This is a genomic window from Hymenobacter armeniacus (assembly GCF_014699055.1).
In the GTDB taxonomy this organism is placed as follows: Bacteria; Bacteroidota; Bacteroidia; order Cytophagales; family Hymenobacteraceae; genus Hymenobacter; species Hymenobacter armeniacus.
In genome coordinates, this window is the sequence record NZ_JACXAC010000002.1 from 100,163 (window position 1) to 115,765 (window position 15,603).

Consider the following 15,603-nt stretch of genomic DNA (forward strand, 5'->3'; position numbering starts at 1 on the left):
TTACTCTTTTTACCAAATAGCTTCCCCCTAATGCTTCCTACGAAAGCCTACGCGGCCCCCGCCGCCAACATTCCTTTAGAACCCTTCAACTTCGAGCGCCGCGAAGTGGGCCCGCACGACGTGCTCATCGACATTCAGTTTTGTGGCGTGTGCCACTCCGACCTGCACCAGGTGCGCGACGAGTGGGGCGGCTCCATCTTCCCCATGGTGCCGGGCCACGAAATCGTGGGCCGCATCACGCAGGTGGGCGACCACGTGAAGAACTTCAAGGTGGGCGACCTGGCCGGCGTGGGCTGCATGGTCGATTCCTGCCGCACCTGCCCCAGCTGCCAGGAAGGCCTGGAGCAATACTGCGAAACCACCGGCATGGTGGGCACCTACAACGGCCGCGAAATCGGCACCGGCGCCCCCACCTACGGCGGCTACTCCTCGCAGATTGTGGTGGACGAGAAGTACACCCTCAAAGTATCGGAGAAGCTGGACCTGGCCCGCGTGGCGCCGCTGCTCTGCGCCGGCATCACCACCTACTCGCCCCTGCGCCAGTGGAACGTGCAGCCCGGCCACCGCGTGGCCGTGATGGGGCTGGGCGGCTTGGGCCACATGGCCGTGAAGCTGGCCGCCGCCATGGGTGCCGAAGTGACGGTGCTCAGCACCTCGCCCAACAAAGAAGCCGATGCCAAAGAGCTGGGCGCCCACAAGTTTGTGGTAACCAAAGACAAAGCCCAGCTAAAAGAAGTAACCAACTACTTCGACTTCATCATCAACACCGTGTCGGCCCCGCTCGACTTGGCCGCCTACCTGAATCTGCTGCGCCGCGACGGCACCATGATTCTGCTGGGCGTGCCGCCCGAAGCCCCGCAGGTGCACGCCTTCAACCTCATTGCCAAGCGCCGCCGCATTGCCGGTTCGCTCATCGGCGGCATTGCCGAGACGCAGGAAATGCTGGACTTCTGCGCCGAGCACAACATCATGTCCGATATTGAGCTCATCAACATCAAAGACATCAACGAAGCCTACGAGCGCATGCTGAAAGGCGACGTGAAGTACCGCTTCGTGATTGACCTGGCCACGCTGGAAAACTAGGGTGGCTTGACCGAGGTAGAGACGCAATATGTTGCGTCTCGGCGCCCGCGCCGTTCGGGAGTCGTTCTCACGTTGTCGTTCAACGACGAGACGCAACATATTGCGTCACTACCTCGGTCAATAAAAAAGAGGCTCCCGCTAGCAGCGAGAGCCTCTTTTTTATTGACAGCCAGCTAGCGGCTACTGCTTGGTGAACACATACGGGTCCTGCTCCAGCCCGTCGTTCACGCGGATTTCCAAGGTCTTCACCTTCCCGTTTTCCACCGTGAACGGAGCCGGGAAAATGCCGTAAGCCGCGTGGTTGAACGTGCTGCGGAAAATGTCGCCGTCCAGGTAATCCAGCGTGGTGGTGAGAGTGGGGTGGTGCGAGAAGCGCACGAGCAATTGTTTGCCTTTGGGCTCGACGGTGATGCTGCCGTAGACGGGGTGCGTGTAGGTGCCGGCGTAGTCTTTCAGGCTGCGGGCGGGCTTGTTTTTCTTGGCCACGCGGGCGGCCAGGTCGGCCACGTTCTTGGCGGTTTCGGCGTTGCCGGGCTTGGCGAAGCCGTAGAGCTGGCGGCTGCGGTCCACGTAGGGCACGTCCAGGTAGGCGTCGAGCAGCTGGTAGCGCAGGGCTTCGAAAAAGCTCTGGTTATCTTGGTTGGTGAGCACGGCGATGCCCAGGTTTTCTTCGGGCACGAAGCACACGTTGGTCACGAAGCCGTTGGCGCCGCCCGTGTGCCAGTAAATCTGGCGGGCGTTGTAATCGGCTGAGTACACGCCCAGGCCATAGGTGCGGAAGTGCATCGGGAGAATAGGCGACTTGCTGCTGCCCACCAGCGTGTTGCCCTCGCGGGTGCGGCGCAGCGTGGCCCAGGGCAGCACCCGCTGGCCGTTGTATTTGCCGCTGTCGAGCTGGAAGCGCAGCCAGTGGGCCAGGTCGTTGGTGCAGGAAACCAGGCTGGCGGCCGGCCCAAAATTGTCGACCACATCAAAAGGCACCGGCGCGAGCGGGCCAAAGGCCGTGGTGTAGGGCCGGGCCACGTTGGGCCGCTGCTCGGCACCGGCCGAGAGGGGGTAGGTGTTCGTCATGCCCAGCGGCGTGAGCAGGCGCTGCTGCACAAAATCCTGCCAAGTGGTGCCGCCCGTGGCCACCGGAATGATTTCGCCGGCCGTCAGGAAGCCGTAGTTGCTGTAGCCATAGGTTTGGCGAAACACGCCCGTGGGCTTCAGGTAGCGCACTTTTTGCAGAATGTCGGCCCGGCTCAGGTTGGAGTTCCAGAAAGTGAAATCGCCCTGAAAGGTCTTGGTGCCCATGCGGTGGCCCAGCACGTCGCGAATGGTGACGAGGCGCGTGCTCGCGGAGTCATACAGCCGGAAATCGGGCAGGTACTGGCGCACCGGGTCGTCGAGCTTGAGCTTCTTTTCTTCTACCAGCTGCGAGATGGCCGTGCCGGTGAAGAGCTTGGAGTTCGACGCAATGAGAAACAGCGTGTTGCCGTCCACGGGCTCGGGCTTGCCCACCGCCCGCACGCCGAAGCCCTGCGAGGCCACCACCTGCCCGTCCTTCACCACCACCACGGCCAAGCCGGGGATGTTCCAGAGCTTGAGGCCGCGTTTCACGTAGCTGGCCAGGCTGTCGCGCACGAAGGCGTTGCCGGTGGCGGGCGCCTGGGCCTGGGCGGGTGCCGAAAAAGAAGCGGCCGCCGCGAGGGCCGCCAGGAAAAAGGGAAAGCGCATAAAGCCAAAAACGGATAAATAGTGCAACAAAGCCAAAGCTAAGTCCACGCGCGCAGACGGGGTCCGCTCATGGCGCCACCCGCCGGAAACGCCCCGCCCGGTATGCATAGGTGCCGGGCGTGATGGGAGTAACCACGTAGTCGGGGCCCGACTCAAATTTCCCTTCCTGCCGCACCCGGCCGACGTACACGCGGCCATGGCGCACGGTGATTTTTCGCCGGGCATCGGCGTAGTTGCCGCCTTCCATCTCGCCATTATCGGCGGTACGCGTAGGCGAGATTTCCTCCGTAGCTCCATCCAGGCTGTGCCAGATGATGTGCGGCGGGCCCTTGAAGGAAATGAGCAGCGTGTAGTCTTCCATTTCACGCTGTCCTTGCCCGGCCATGCTCCCGCCCAATTCTATCAGTAGCTCTTGGGGAGGGCGTTGGTCCAGCTCCACGGCGCGGGCATTCAGGTAGGGCAGAGAGTTGTAGCCTTCCAGCCACGAATTCAGGTCCAGCTCCGCCCAGCGGCCTACGCCCAGCGGCCGGAAAAAGAGGCGCTTGCCGCTGTATTCGTCGGCGCTCAGCACCCGGCACCGGTCGGTCCACAACTCTACCCAACTCGCGGATATTGCTGCATCGGGCTCCAGTGAATCGGCCTCCAGCAGCACTGCCGCCCTGATGCTGTCCAGCTGAGGCCCGGTCCAGTAATCGACGGGTAGCTCAATTGGCCGCAACGAATCAGGAAAAAGCGTTTGTTTTTCGGGGCGCGCCGGTGCGGCCACGCTGCTATCAGGCCGAGCCAAGGAGGGAGCGGCCTGCGCCGCGAGCGGGGGCGGGACCGTAGGCGCGGCTTGCTCCGCTTGGCGCTGATGGCCGGATTGGCAAGCGCTGAGCAACAGCGCCAACAGGAGCCCTCCGGCGATATTCCGGCACCGTCGGCGGACCAGCAGCTTCAACATAGCGCACGAGCAAGCATGGTCGAAGCGTAATTAGTTCTACTACTTACACCACGCGCCGCATCACGGGCGCGGCGGCCTCGTCGGCGTACACGATGTGCTCGTCGCGGAAGGGCTCTTCGCCCCGAAATTTCTGGATGATGCGGGCCGTGGTGATGATGTCCTTCTGGCAGTACTTGGCGATGCGCGGCAGGTCGTTTTCTTCCCAATACACGCGGGCCACGTCGGCGCCGGTGATGTCGTCTTTGGGCGTGGGAATGCCGAAAATGGTGGCCAGCAGGTTGAGGGAGGTGTAGGACTTGCGGTCGCCGAACTTCCACAGTTCCATGGTGTCGTGGTGGGGCACTTCCCAGGGCTTTTTGCCGGCCAGGTCGAGTTGGGGCGGCAGGGGCAGGCCGTTCACCAGAATGCGGCGGCCCAGGTAGGGGAAGTCGAACTCCTTGCCGTTGTGGGCGCAGAGCGTGTATTTAGGCCGGTGCGCCAGCAGGGCCGCGAAGTCGCGCAGCAGCTGCTTCTCGTCGTGGTCGGCGAAGCTTTTCACGCGGAAGCGGGTGATTTCCTCCTGCTTGTCGTGCACGAAATAGCCCACCGAAATGCACACCACCTTGCCAAACTCGGCGTAGATGCCGGCCTGCTCAAACAGGCTGGCGGCGGTGAGGTGCTCGGGCAGGGGCTCGGGGGCCTGGGGGCGGCCGGTGTAGCCCTGCTGGCGGCGCAGGCTCTCGCTCTTGTGCTCCCAGAGGTGGCGCAGCATCTCGTCGAGGTTGTCGTGGCAGTCCACGCAGGGCACGGTTTCGATGTCGATGACAAAGAGTTGGTCGAGCGGGGTGCGGTGGAGGTGCTGCATGGCAGAAGGCAAAAGCGGTTATTGTAATCGAAGATACTGCGGCGGGCCCTTGTTCGACCAAGCCTAACGGGGCCAAAAAGCCCGCCGGGCGAGCGCAAAGACGAAGTGGCCGACAATTTTTTCCGGGGCGCTGTAATGAATCGGCGGTCCGGACGGTAAGCCCAACCAATCGAGCCAGCGCCGGAACCGTCCCGATTTATGATTTGGGGCGGCCCACATCGTGAGTTAAAGCGCGCCGCCCCCGGCCCCCGGGACCTTTGAGCAATTATTTCACCCCGCCACAGTTTACGCCATGTCCCGTCGACTCCCGCCTGTTAAGCCGCGGTTACTTCTCTCGCCGCAGGCAACCTCGTGGGCCCGGCCGTCATCCTTGCTGTCGCACCTAGCTCCTTTCCCGTTGATGCAGCGCTACCTTCTTTTTTGCTTGCTGGCTTGTTCAGCACTGTTCTCCACGGCCCGGGCGCAGGCGCCGGCCGCGCCCACGGGCACCGGCTCCCTCACCGGTATCGTGCTCGATTCGCTCAAGAAAGAGCCCGTGCCCTACGCCACGGTGGTGCTGCTGCCGCCCGCGCCCAACGACAAGCCCATCACGGGCGTGGCCGCCGACGACAACGGCCGCTTTGCCCTCACCAAGCTGGCCCCCGGCCCGGCCCGCCTGCGGGTGAGCTACGTGGGCTATGGTACCCAAACCAAGGACGTGACCATCACGGCCGGCGCCACCGATGCGGGCACGTTCCGGCTGCCGGTGGCGGGCACGGCGCTGGCCGAGGCCGTGGTCATCGGCACGAAGCCGGTGGTGGAAGTGAAGCCCGACCGCATTGTGTACAACGCCGACCAGGACGTGACCAACGCCGGCGGCACCGCTTCCGACGTGCTGCGCAAGGCCCCGCTGCTGGCCGTGGACGGCGACGGCAACGTGAAAATGCGGGGCTCCAGCAATTTCAAGGTGCTCGTCAACAACAAGCCTTCGCCCACGCTGGCCAGCAACCTGGCCGAAGCCCTGAAAGGCATCCCGGCCGAGCAGATTCAGAGCGTGGAAATCATCACGACGCCGCCGGCCAAGTACGACGGCGAAGGCACGGCCGGCATTATCAACATCGTGCTGAAAAAGGGCTCGACGCAAAAGCTGAACGGCCGCGTGAGCGCCTCGGGCGGCAACCGCAACTCTAACCTGAACGCCTCGCTCAATTTCAAGACCAAGAAGCTGGGCTTCACGTCGTCGGGCGGCACGGGCGGCTGGTACGGCCCCAACGAGTCGTCGCGCGAGCGCACCGGCCAGGACGGCTCCCGGCTGACGCAGACCGGCGCCGGCAACTACGGCGGCCGGTGGTACTACGGCTCGGTGGGCCTCGACTACGACTTGAGCGAGAAGCAAAGCCTGTCGCTGGCCACCTCGCTGAACGGCTACGGCGGGCAGGACTACAGCAGCCTGCTCTACAATCAGCAGGCGGCCGACCCGGCCAACAACCGCCTGTTTACCCGCAGCACCACCGGCCGGTTCAGCGGCTTCAACGGCGAAATGACGGGCACGTACACCAAGACCTTTGCGCTGCCCCGCAAGGAGTGGAGCGTGCTGGGCCAGTACGCCGACAACAGCGGCACGTTTGGCTACGATTTCGATGAGTTCCGGAATTCCTACGTCGACACCGGCCACGGGCTGGCCGACTACCGCGAGCGCAGCCGCGGCCGCAACCCCGGCAACGAAACCACCCTGCAAACCGACCTGGTGCAGCCCTTTGGCGAAAACCAGACCCTCGAAACCGGCTTGAAAAGCATCTGGCGCCGCACGGGCTCGGTGGCCAGCGTCACCGGCCTCACCCGCGGCCTCACGCCCGACTACGTGCCCCTGGCCGGCCGCGACACCGATTTCAGCTACGACCAGAACGTGCAGGCGGCCTACGCCACCTACACCGCCAAACTGGGCAAGAAGCTCACTCTCAGCGCCGGCAGCCGCCTGGAGCGTACGGCCCTGTCGGCCCGCTTCCGCACCACCGACACCGACTTCCAGCGCAGCTACCTCACGCTGCTGCCCAACGGCAACGCCCAGTACGCCCTCAGCGAAAGCAACAGCCTGCGCCTGGCCTACAGCCGGCGCATCACCCGCCCCTACATCGACTACCTCAACCCCTTCGTGGACCGCTCCGACCCGAACAACGTCGTGTACGGCAACCCCGACCTCGACCCCGAGCTCACGGATTCCTATGAGCTGAGCTACAACACCAACGGCAAGGCGGGTTCGCTGAACATTTCGGGCTCGGTGCGCCGCACGGGCAATGCCATCGAGTCGATTCGCCTCACGCCCGACCCCAGCCGGCCCACCGTCACGGAGCAGACCTACCGCAACGTGGCCGCCAACACGTTCTACCAGCTCAACTTTTACGGCTCGGCCAAGCCGGCGGAGGGCTGGGACATCAGCGGCGGGCCCGATTTTCAGTACATCGTGCGCCGCAGCCCGGCCCTGGGCATCGAGCGCAGCGGCTTCACGGCGGGCCTGAACTTCAATACCTCGTACAAGCTGCCCAAAAAGTACACGCTGCAGGGCTTTGTGTATAGCTCGCTGCCGTCGCCGGAGCTGCAGGGCCGTGGCGCGGCCAACCTCTACTACCAGCTGGGCGCCAAAAAAACGTTCCTCCACGACAAGGCCGACCTGGTGCTGAACTTCGGCTCGCCTTTCAACAATTACTGGGTGTACCGCAGCACCACCACCACGCCCACCTTCGGCGAAGTGAACGAGAACAAGGCGTTTCAGCGCTCCTTCCGCATCAGCTTTGCCTACCGCTTCGGCACCGAGCAGCAGGGCAAGCAGCGCAAGTCCATTTCGAACGACGACGTGAAGGGCGGCGGCAGCAAGCAGGGCGGGCAGTAGGAGGGAGGCCCCGCCCGAAAGAGTTGCCCGTCCTGCCGGCCAGTGCAGGACGGGCTTTTTGGTGGGCAAGCCCCGGGCAACCTGCGGGCCGCAAGGCGCATCTGTGGCAGCGGCTGCTGTAATGAAAAGGCGTGTGCGCCGATTTGCTGACAAACAGTACCTTGCACCATCTTTTACTTTCTGCAAAACCGCATGGCCCTCACCATTACCAACCTTTCCAAAACGTACGCCAACGGCGTGCAGGCCCTCAAAAACGTCAGTCTTGACATTCCCACGGGCATGTTTGGCCTGCTCGGGCCCAACGGCGCCGGCAAATCCAGCCTGATGCGCACCATTGCCACGCTGCAGGACGCCGACACCGGCTCCATCATGCTCGACGAACTCGACGTGCTTCGGGACAAGGACGGCGTGCGGCGTATTCTGGGCTACTTGCCCCAGGAGTTTGGCGTGTACCCGCGCGTGAGCGCCGAGGAGCTGCTCGACCACCTGGCCGTGCTCAAGGGCATCGGCAACGCCCGGGAGCGCAAGGAAACGGTGGAAGCCTTGCTGCAGCAAACCAACCTCTGGAACGCCCGCAAGAAGAACCTGGGCGGCTACTCGGGCGGCATGAAGCAGCGCTTCGGCATTGCGCAGGCCCTGCTCGGCAACCCGCGCCTCATCATCGTCGACGAGCCCACGGCCGGCCTCGACCCGGCCGAGCGCAACCGCTTCCACAACCTGCTGAGCGAGATTGGCGAGCACATCATCATCATCCTGAGCACGCACATCGTGAGCGACGTCACCGATTTGTGCCGCAGCATGGCCATCATCAGCCAGGGCCAGGTGCGCCTCACCGGCGACCCCCTCACTGTGGTGGAGCAGCTGCGCGGCCAGGTATGGCGCAAAGTGGTGGAAAAAGACGAGGTGGCCGCCACCCAGGCCGAGCACCACGTCATCAGCACGCGCCTGTTTGCGGGCAAAACCATCGTGCACGTGCTGAGCGACTCGCGGCCGGACGGCAGTTTCGAGGAAGTGAATCCGGATTTGGAGGACGTGTACTTCGCGCAGATTGCGGAGCGGAAGGTAGCCGTGGTTGCCTAGCTGTCTTTCAGTACGATGTAGAGACGCAATATTTTGCGTCTCATCGGCCGCGCCGTTGGGGTGTCGTTGGTGCCGCATCGTGCAACGCGAATTCAACGACGAGACGCAACATGTTGCGTCTCTACTTCACCAATTACCACTTCTGCAATCATGTTCCTCCCCATCTTTCTTTTTGAAATCAAATACCGCCTGCGCCGGCCGGCCACGTGGATATATTTTGGCCTGCTGCTCATCATGGGCGCACTGCTGACCTCCGCCGCGGGCGGCATCTTCGGCTCGGGCGCCAACGTGAGCATTGGCGGCGACGGCGGCCAGGTCAAGGTCAACTCGCCCCATTCGGTGGCCGGAGTCATTGCGTCGCTCAGCTACTTTGGGCTGCTCATCACCTCGGCCATCATGGGCAACCCCGTGTACCGGGATTTTGAGCACCGCACGTTTTCTCTGTTTTTCACCAAGCCCATCAGCAAGGCCGGATACCTGGGCGGGCGTTTCTGGGGCTCGTTTGTGGTGTGCGCGCTGGTGTTCAGCGGCATCGGCATCGGCTCGTGGCTGGGCAGCCTGCTGCCGGGCGTGGAGGCCGACAAGTTCGGCCCTGGCCACCTGAGCTATTATGTGTGGCCCTACGTGGTGTTTGTGCTGCCCAACATGCTGCTCACGGGCGCCATCTTTTTCGCCCTAGCCACGCTCACGCGCAACATCCTGAGCACCTACATCGGCTCGGTGCTGCTGCTGGTGGCTTACCTCATTGCGCGGTCGTTTCTGCGCGATTTGGATAACATCAACCTCGCTTCCATGCTCGACGCCTTTGGCGCCAGCGCTTCCTACTACACCACCCGCTACTGGACGGCCACCGAAAAAAACACCCTGCTCACGCCCTTCAGCCACTACCTGCTGGTGAACCGCGCCATCTGGCTGGCGGTGGGCGTGGGGCTGCTGGCGTTCTGCTACGCCCGCTTCCACTTTTCGGCCTTTGCCTCCGACAAAGCGCCTTCTAAAAAAGCCCGGCTTGCGGGGGCCCTCACCGACGGCCTGGCCGCGCCCATGGGCGGGCGGCTGGTGCTGCCGCGCGTCACGCAGCTCTTCACCAGCGGCATGAACCTGCGCCAGTACTGGAGCCTCACCAAGCTGGAGTTTCGGGGCATTGTGCGCAGCGTGTATTTCGTGGCCATTGTGGCGGCGGGCGTCATCTTCCTGTTTGTGAGCGGCTGGCAGGTGGGCAAAATCTTCGACACCAGCACCTACCCCGTCACCAACGAGATGGTGGAGCTGCTCAGCGGCACGTTTGCGCTGTTCATCCTCATCATCATCACCTACTACTCGGGCGAGCTGGTGTGGCGCGAGCGCGACGCCGGCGTGGCCCAGATTACCGACGCCCTGCCCGTGCCCAACTGGGTGCCGTTTCTGAGCAAGCTCACGGCCTTGGGGCTGGTGCAGGTGGTGCTGCTGGCCGTGGTAATGGCCTGCGGCATGCTGCTCCAAACGGTGAAAGGGTATTTCAACTACGAGCCCGGCCTCTACATCCAGACGCTGTTTGGTTTCAAGCTGATTGACTACCTGCTGCTGTGCGTGCTGGCCATGCTGGTGCAGGTGGTGGTGAACAACAAGTACCTGGGCCACTTCGTGATGGTGCTGTATTACCTGGCCACGCTGTTCCAAAGCCAGTTGGGCATCAACCACCACCTGCTCGACTACGCCGGCAACCCCTCCACGCCCTATTCCGACATGAACGGCTACGGCCATTTCGTGACCGGTTTCACTTGGTTTAAAGTGTATTGGGCGGCGGGTGCGCTGCTGCTGGCGCTGCTGGCCAACATTTTCTGGGTGCGGGGCACCGAAGCCGCCGCCGTGCGCCGCCGCGCCGAGGCCAACCGCCGCTGGGGCCGCCCCGCCTGGACGGCCCTGGCCCTGGGCCTGCTCGTGATGCTGGGCGCCGGCAGCTTCATCTTCTACAACACCAACATCGAAAACACCTACCGCACGCCCAAGGAAGTCGAGAACCTGCAGGCCGGCTACGAAAAAACCTACCGCCGCTACCAAGACCTGGCGCAGCCCCGCCTGGTGGCCGTGAACCTCAAAACCGACCTCTTCCCGGCCACCCGCACCGTGCACATCGACGGCCGCTTCTGGCTGAAAAACCGCCACGCCCGGGCCCTGGACACCGTCATCATCAACGTGCCGCAGCGGGCCCGGGTGCGCCAGCTGGCGCTGAGCCGCCCTGCCACGCTGGTCCTGAATGACACGGTGGTGGGCCTGCGCTTCTACCGCCTGGCGCAGCCCCTGGCCCCCGGCGACTCGGTGGAAATGACCACTGTGCTCGACTACGGTGAAAACGGCTTTCCCAATTCCGGTTCCAACACCGACATCGTGCAGAACGGCATCTTCATGAACAGCCAGGCCTACCTGCCCGGCATCGGCTACAGCGAAGATGGCGAGCTGAGCGAAGACGACGTGCGTAAGCGGCACGGCCTCAAGCCCAAAGACCGCCAGGCCCCGGCCACCGACCTGAAAGCCCGCCTCAGCAACGGCCTTTCGTCAGACGCCGACTGGATTCGCTTCGAAACCGTGCTCAGCACCAGCGCCGACCAGCTGGCCGTGGCCCCCGGCCGCCTGCTCAAGGACTGGACCCAGGGCAACCGCCGCTACTTCCACTACAAGATGGAGCAGCCCATGCTCAACTTCTACACCTTCCTCTCGGCCCGCTACAAGGTGTATAAGGATGCGTGGCAGGACTCGGCCGGCCAGCGCGTGGTACCCATCGAAATCTACTACCAGCCCGGCCACGAGTACAACCTCAAGCGCATGGCGCAGGCCGTGAAGGAGTCGTTTGCTTACTACACCAAGAACTTCGGGCCCTACCAGCACACGCAGGTGCGCATTTTGGAGTTTCCAAAGTATCAGCAGTTTGCCCAAAGCTTTGCGGGCACCATTCCGTTCTCAGAAGGCATCGGCTTCATTGCCAAAGTCGACCCCAACGACCCCGAGGACGTGGACTACCCGTTCTACGTGACGGCCCACGAGATAGCGCACCAGTGGTGGGGCCACCAAGTGGTGGGCGGCAACGTGCAGGGCGAAACCATGCTCATCGAAACCATGGCCCAATACTCGGCCCTGATGGTGATGAAGCACCACTATGGCCCGTACACCATGGGAAAATTTCTTGATTATGAGCTGAACAGCTACCTCAACGGCCGGGCTTTCGAGCGCAAGAAAGAAGTGCCGCTGGCCAAGGTCGAAAACCAGGGCTACATCCACTACCGCAAGGGCTCGGTGGTGATGTATGCCCTGCAGGACTACCTCGGCGAGGCCAACGTGAACACGGCCCTGCGCCGCTTCCTCGACCAGCACAAGTTTGAGACGCCGCCCTACACCACCGCCCCCGCGCTGGTGGCCGAGTTCCGCAAAGTGGCCCCCGACTCGCTGCAGAACATGGTCACGGACCTATTCGACCGCATCACGCTCTACGAAAACCGCGTCACCGACGCCTCCGTGAAGAAGCTGGCCAACGGTAAATTCCAGGTAACCATGACCGTGGAAAGCAAGAAGCTGGTGGCCGACAGCCTCGGCGCCGAGCGGCCCGGTCCCGAAAACGACTACCTGCCCGTGGCCATTTTTCCGGCCCAGGGCAAGAACAAACAGCCCGTGCCGCCGCTGCTGCTCACCAAGCGCCGCTTCCACGCCGGCACTAACAAGCTGGGGTTTGTGGTGGCCAAAGAACCCGCCAAAGTGGCCGTCGACCCCTACCACGAATTTGTCGACCGCGTGGTGCAGGACAATACCAAGGATGTGGCGCTGTAATCCCGGTTCGTTCAGAAAAAACAAAAAGCCCCGGCCGTCAGGCCGGGGCTTTTTGCTTGCTGTAAAAACGGTGCCGAACTACTTCACGCGAACCTGCTTGAGGTCGCGGTTAATCTGTTTGCGGGCGGTTTTGAGGTATTTTTTGAGCTGCTGCTTGCGCGACACCACAATCACCTTGGCATCGGCCAGGTTCACCGTCGACTCCTCGGCCGAGGCGTTGAGGGTCATTTTTTCGTCGGCGTAGCCGGCGTACGTCACCACGGCCTGCAGCGCGCCAGCGTTGGCAGGCACCGTAAACTCAAACTCGCCGTCGGCATTGGTCACGGCCATCTGCTTGCTGGCGGTCAGGATAACCACGGCGCCGGGCAGGGGGCCGGCTGGGTTTGTGATTTTGCCCACCAGCACCACTTTCTCCGAAGCAGCACCAGCGCCGGTGGTGGGGTCGTTGCTGTCCGTTTTGGCCGAGGTCAGCTCCATGTTGCTGGCATAAGCCTGGGCTTGGGTACGGGGAGAAACAAGGCCTGCGGCGAACGTCAGCAAAGAGGCGAGGAGGAAAAAGGAGGGGCGCATGATGTACTTAAAAATCGACAGCGGAGGGCTGCCATTGTTGAACGATACAAATGTAGACTTGCACCAGGGCGGGGAGCATCCTGCTTCGTCCAACGGTGGGAATTCGCCGGTGAGCGTCGGGATTCCCCTAACAGATGATAATTGGCTATAGAAATGGATGGGGCTATCATGAAAAACCCCGTCCTGAAAGGACGGGGCTCCCATTTTGAGACAGTTGTTTGCAGAGCAAAGGTGAGTAGCAGCCAGTCCCCGCGTCAGCCGAGGGAATGAGATGGTTTTTATCGTTTAGCAGAACCTTTTACGCGCAGCAAGTACAACGAGCCCATGGCCTGGACCGGGGCCAGCGTCACGACTTCTTCCTGCAGGCCGCCGTAGCCGCAGGCCAGCCGCACCACTTTGGCATCGCTGGGCACGCGCAGTTCAAATTCTCCTTCGGCATTGGTCACGGCGATGGTTTTGCTGCCCTGCAGCCACACGGTGGCCCCGGGCAGCACGCCCTGCTCGCCTTGAATAACGCCGTGAATAAGCTTGTAAGTCGGCTTGGCCGCAGGTTTTTCGTCTTCCGGGTCGGCAGTAGAAGATGCTTCCGTATTCCTGGCTACGGGCGTGTAAGCCAACTGAGCGTGGCCCGGCGTGGCCCCAAGTAGGCTGATTGCGAAAAAAACAGCAAAAGCGAAGCGGGAGTAGAAAGTGCGTTGCATTAATACAAGTATTAATTGTGTAATGCAAATGTACTACTATTTCAAGTAATCCTGCAAATTATTTTCATCATATTCCTTAAATATTTCTCTGATAAAGCCAAGTTCGGACAGTTGTCACCGCAGCTTCAGGCAATGAGTTCTGGTATGAAAGCTGCAGAACGTGCGGGAATAAGAGCCGAATAAAAAAGGCGCAGCCTCCCTGTGGAAGGCCGCGCCAACTGTGTTAATCGAAGAAATGGGAATGGGCGGCCGTTAGGCCGGCTGCCGCGCCGCGGTGTCGGCGGTGGCCGTTTCGGAGCGGCCCATCCAGCCCATGGTGCAGCGGGCGCGCATCTCCTGGCGGAATTTTTCGCGGGCGTCGGGGCTAAGGTGTTCCATGCGGCCGGCCATGCGCTGCTTCCAGGCGCGGCGCTTGGCGGCCCAGCCGCCGGGCCGCCCGCCCCGGAACCCAAACAGAATGCGGCTCAGCGCCAGCAAGCCGAGGGTTTGGGCCAGCGAGATGACCGGCAAATGGAATAGCGACGGCATCAGCCAGTTCCATAGCGCCTGCGTGGCGAGCGTGACGACGGCCACAAACAGCGCTGCAAAGAAAAAGAAACGAAGGCCGCGAAGCAGCCAGAATTTACGGTCCATGGTATTGTAGTTGTTAGTTGCGGGTTGTCAGTTGTTAGTCACCGGTGTTGAGAAAGGCATTAGGCCTAACAACTGACAACGAGCAACTAACAACTTAAAACCTAATCGGTGAATAATTCGGTGTACAGGGTTTGCAGGCGCTTGCGCAGGTGCAGCACGGCGTAGTGCTTGCGCGAAATGAGGGTTTTGAGCGGCACGCCGGTTTCTTCTTCCATTTCGCGGAAGGTTTTGTCTTCTAGCTCGTGCCACACAAACACCTCGCGCTGGGCGGCCGGCAGTTCGGCCAGCGCGTCGCTGAGGGCATCCATCAGCGTTTCGCGCAGCAGGCGGTTTTCGGGCGAGTCGTCGGCGGCCGGCAGCAGGTCGGCCAGCAGCAGGCCTTCGCCATCCTCGTTGGCCTCAGCCGCGCCGAAAGCTTCTTCGAGGCTCACCGGCCGCTTGCGGCGGTAAAGGTCGGTGATGCGGTTGCGGGCCACCCGGAAGAGCCAGGCCGCCGCCTGCTCCACGGGCTTGAGCAGCCGGTAGCTTTCCACGAGCTCGGCGAATACGTCCTGCAGGAGGTCTTCGGCCTCGGCTTCGTCGGGGATGCGACGGCGGATGAACTGCAGGAGCCGCGGGCGCTGCTGGCGCACGGCGTCAGCAATCTGGCGGTCTTGCTGGGCAGCCGTCATCGGAGCAAGGGGGGAGGGGAGCGAAAGTGCCATGGTTTTCATTCTGAACAAGCAGACGCCGGCTCCCCGAAATTACTTTAAGTTTTTTCATGCCCGGATTTCCCAGCCCGTCATGCAGCGCGCGGCGCAGCATCTTGCCCGCCACCGCTAATTCCGGTGATTGGCTTGCGTTGTGCGGGCGGGATGCTTCGTTGCGCGCTACGTGACGGGCTCATCGTAATGTATAGCCTGCAAAAACACCCCTGATTTTTCGTTTTTCAGGGTACCTTTGCCGGCCGGCCGGCTGCACTGCCTTTTCGCCGCTACTTGTGAGTATGGACCCAACCGTTTCCCAGACCATCCCCGAAGTCATTCGGACCGTTCCGCTGCAGTACTACGTGTTTTTTGCCTCGGCCTTGTTTGCCATCGGCGTCACGGGGGTGCTGGTGCGGCGTAACGCCATCATCATTTTCATGTGTGTCGAGCTGATGCTCAATGCCGTGAACATCCTGCTGACGGCTTTCTCGGCTTACCGCGCCGACCCCAACGGGCAGATTTTCGTGTTCTTCATCATGGCCGTGGCCGCCGCCGAGGTCTCGGTAGGCCTGGGCATCATCGTCATGATTTACCGCAACTTCCAGACCACCGACGTCAATCTTTTGAGCCGGTTGAAGTGGTAGTGCTGCAATAAAAGTCTGTCATCCTGAGCGCAGCGAAGG

12 protein-coding genes are annotated in these 15,603 nt (G+C 62.2%); 5 read left to right on the forward strand and 7 right to left on the reverse strand.

Going from position 1 to position 15,603, the window contains the following annotated elements; all coding sequences use genetic code 11:
- Positions 1-30: 30 nt before the first annotated feature.
- A complete protein-coding gene (locus IC234_RS04920; protein WP_190922744.1) occupies positions 31-1,083 on the forward strand; it encodes an NAD(P)-dependent alcohol dehydrogenase in 1,053 nt (350 codons plus the stop codon).
- A 180-nt stretch (positions 1,084-1,263) separates the two neighbouring features.
- Here the strand turns inward: IC234_RS04920 and IC234_RS04925 are convergent, their stop codons facing one another.
- The 3 genes from IC234_RS04925 to IC234_RS04935 all read right to left on the reverse strand — a co-directional run bounded on the left by IC234_RS04925 (position 1,264) and on the right by IC234_RS04935 (position 4,589).
- The gene (locus IC234_RS04925) at positions 1,264-2,802 is read right to left on the reverse strand and encodes a serine hydrolase (RefSeq protein WP_190922745.1); all 1,539 of its coding nucleotides are present in this window, start codon (positions 2,800-2,802) and stop codon (positions 1,264-1,266) included.
- A gap of 67 nt (positions 2,803-2,869) precedes the next feature.
- Positions 2,870-3,520 (reverse strand): hypothetical protein, encoded by a 651-nt coding sequence (locus IC234_RS04930; RefSeq protein WP_190922746.1) that lies wholly within the window; start codon positions 3,518-3,520, stop codon positions 2,870-2,872.
- Between the two features lie 268 nt (positions 3,521-3,788).
- Entirely contained in the window at positions 3,789-4,589 is an 801-nt protein-coding gene (locus tag IC234_RS04935) for a 3'-5' exonuclease (RefSeq protein ID WP_190922747.1), read from the reverse strand.
- Between the two features lie 400 nt (positions 4,590-4,989).
- On the opposite strand from IC234_RS04935, the gene IC234_RS04940 reads away from it, so the two are divergent.
- From IC234_RS04940 to IC234_RS04950, 3 genes are all read left to right on the forward strand, one after another.
- Positions 4,990-7,455, forward strand: a complete 2,466-nt coding sequence (locus IC234_RS04940) for a TonB-dependent receptor domain-containing protein (RefSeq protein ID WP_190922748.1) — start codon at positions 4,990-4,992, stop codon at positions 7,453-7,455.
- Positions 7,456-7,647: 192 nt separating this feature from the next.
- Positions 7,648-8,535, forward strand: a complete 888-nt coding sequence (locus IC234_RS04945; protein WP_190922749.1) for an ABC transporter ATP-binding protein — start codon at positions 7,648-7,650, stop codon at positions 8,533-8,535.
- A 150-nt stretch (positions 8,536-8,685) separates the two neighbouring features.
- Complete coding sequence (locus tag IC234_RS04950; protein ID WP_190922750.1) at positions 8,686-12,330, forward strand: ABC transporter permease/M1 family aminopeptidase; 3,645 nt, start codon at positions 8,686-8,688, stop codon at positions 12,328-12,330.
- 78 nt (positions 12,331-12,408) lie between these two features.
- On the opposite strand, the gene IC234_RS04955 is transcribed toward IC234_RS04950, so the two are convergent.
- The 4 genes from IC234_RS04955 to IC234_RS04970 all read right to left on the reverse strand — a co-directional run bounded on the left by IC234_RS04955 (position 12,409) and on the right by IC234_RS04970 (position 14,905).
- Complete coding sequence (locus IC234_RS04955) at positions 12,409-12,870, reverse strand: carboxypeptidase-like regulatory domain-containing protein (RefSeq protein WP_223827500.1); 462 nt, start codon at positions 12,868-12,870, stop codon at positions 12,409-12,411.
- A gap of 308 nt (positions 12,871-13,178) precedes the next feature.
- On the reverse strand, positions 13,179-13,601 hold the full coding sequence (locus tag IC234_RS04960; RefSeq protein WP_190922752.1) for a carboxypeptidase-like regulatory domain-containing protein: 423 nt from the start codon (positions 13,599-13,601) through the stop codon (positions 13,179-13,181).
- Between the two features lie 252 nt (positions 13,602-13,853).
- Entirely contained in the window at positions 13,854-14,234 is a 381-nt protein-coding gene (locus IC234_RS04965; protein WP_190922753.1) for a hypothetical protein, read from the reverse strand.
- Positions 14,235-14,335: 101 nt separating this feature from the next.
- Positions 14,336-14,905 carry an RNA polymerase sigma factor gene (locus IC234_RS04970; RefSeq protein ID WP_223827501.1) on the reverse strand — a complete coding sequence of 190 codons (570 nt, stop codon included), beginning with the start codon at positions 14,903-14,905 and terminating at the stop codon, positions 14,336-14,338.
- 314 nt (positions 14,906-15,219) lie between these two features.
- Here IC234_RS04970 and nuoK point away from each other — a divergent pair, with 314 nt between their 5' ends.
- On the forward strand, positions 15,220-15,564 hold the full coding sequence (gene nuoK / locus IC234_RS04975; RefSeq protein ID WP_190922755.1) for an NADH-quinone oxidoreductase subunit NuoK: 345 nt from the start codon (positions 15,220-15,222) through the stop codon (positions 15,562-15,564).
- Positions 15,565-15,603 lie beyond the last annotated feature (39 nt).

Coding starts and splice junctions, on each gene's coding strand:
- IC234_RS04970 (WP_223827501.1), bottom strand. CDS start 14,905: ATGACGGCTGCCCAGCAAGACCGCCAGATTGCTGACGCCGTGCGCCAG.
- IC234_RS04950 (WP_190922750.1), top strand. CDS start 8,686: ATGTTCCTCCCCATCTTTCTTTTTGAAATCAAATACCGCCTGCGCCGG.
- IC234_RS04940 (WP_190922748.1), top strand. CDS start 4,990: ATGCAGCGCTACCTTCTTTTTTGCTTGCTGGCTTGTTCAGCACTGTTC.
- IC234_RS04945 (WP_190922749.1), top strand. CDS start 7,648: ATGGCCCTCACCATTACCAACCTTTCCAAAACGTACGCCAACGGCGTG.
- IC234_RS04960 (WP_190922752.1), bottom strand. CDS start 13,601: ATGCAACGCACTTTCTACTCCCGCTTCGCTTTTGCTGTTTTTTTCGCA.
- IC234_RS04935 (WP_190922747.1), bottom strand. CDS start 4,589: ATGCAGCACCTCCACCGCACCCCGCTCGACCAACTCTTTGTCATCGAC.
- IC234_RS04925 (WP_190922745.1), bottom strand. CDS start 2,802: ATGCGCTTTCCCTTTTTCCTGGCGGCCCTCGCGGCGGCCGCTTCTTTT.
- IC234_RS04920 (WP_190922744.1), top strand. CDS start 31: ATGCTTCCTACGAAAGCCTACGCGGCCCCCGCCGCCAACATTCCTTTA.
- nuoK (WP_190922755.1), top strand. CDS start 15,220: ATGGACCCAACCGTTTCCCAGACCATCCCCGAAGTCATTCGGACCGTT.
- IC234_RS04965 (WP_190922753.1), bottom strand. CDS start 14,234: ATGGACCGTAAATTCTGGCTGCTTCGCGGCCTTCGTTTCTTTTTCTTT.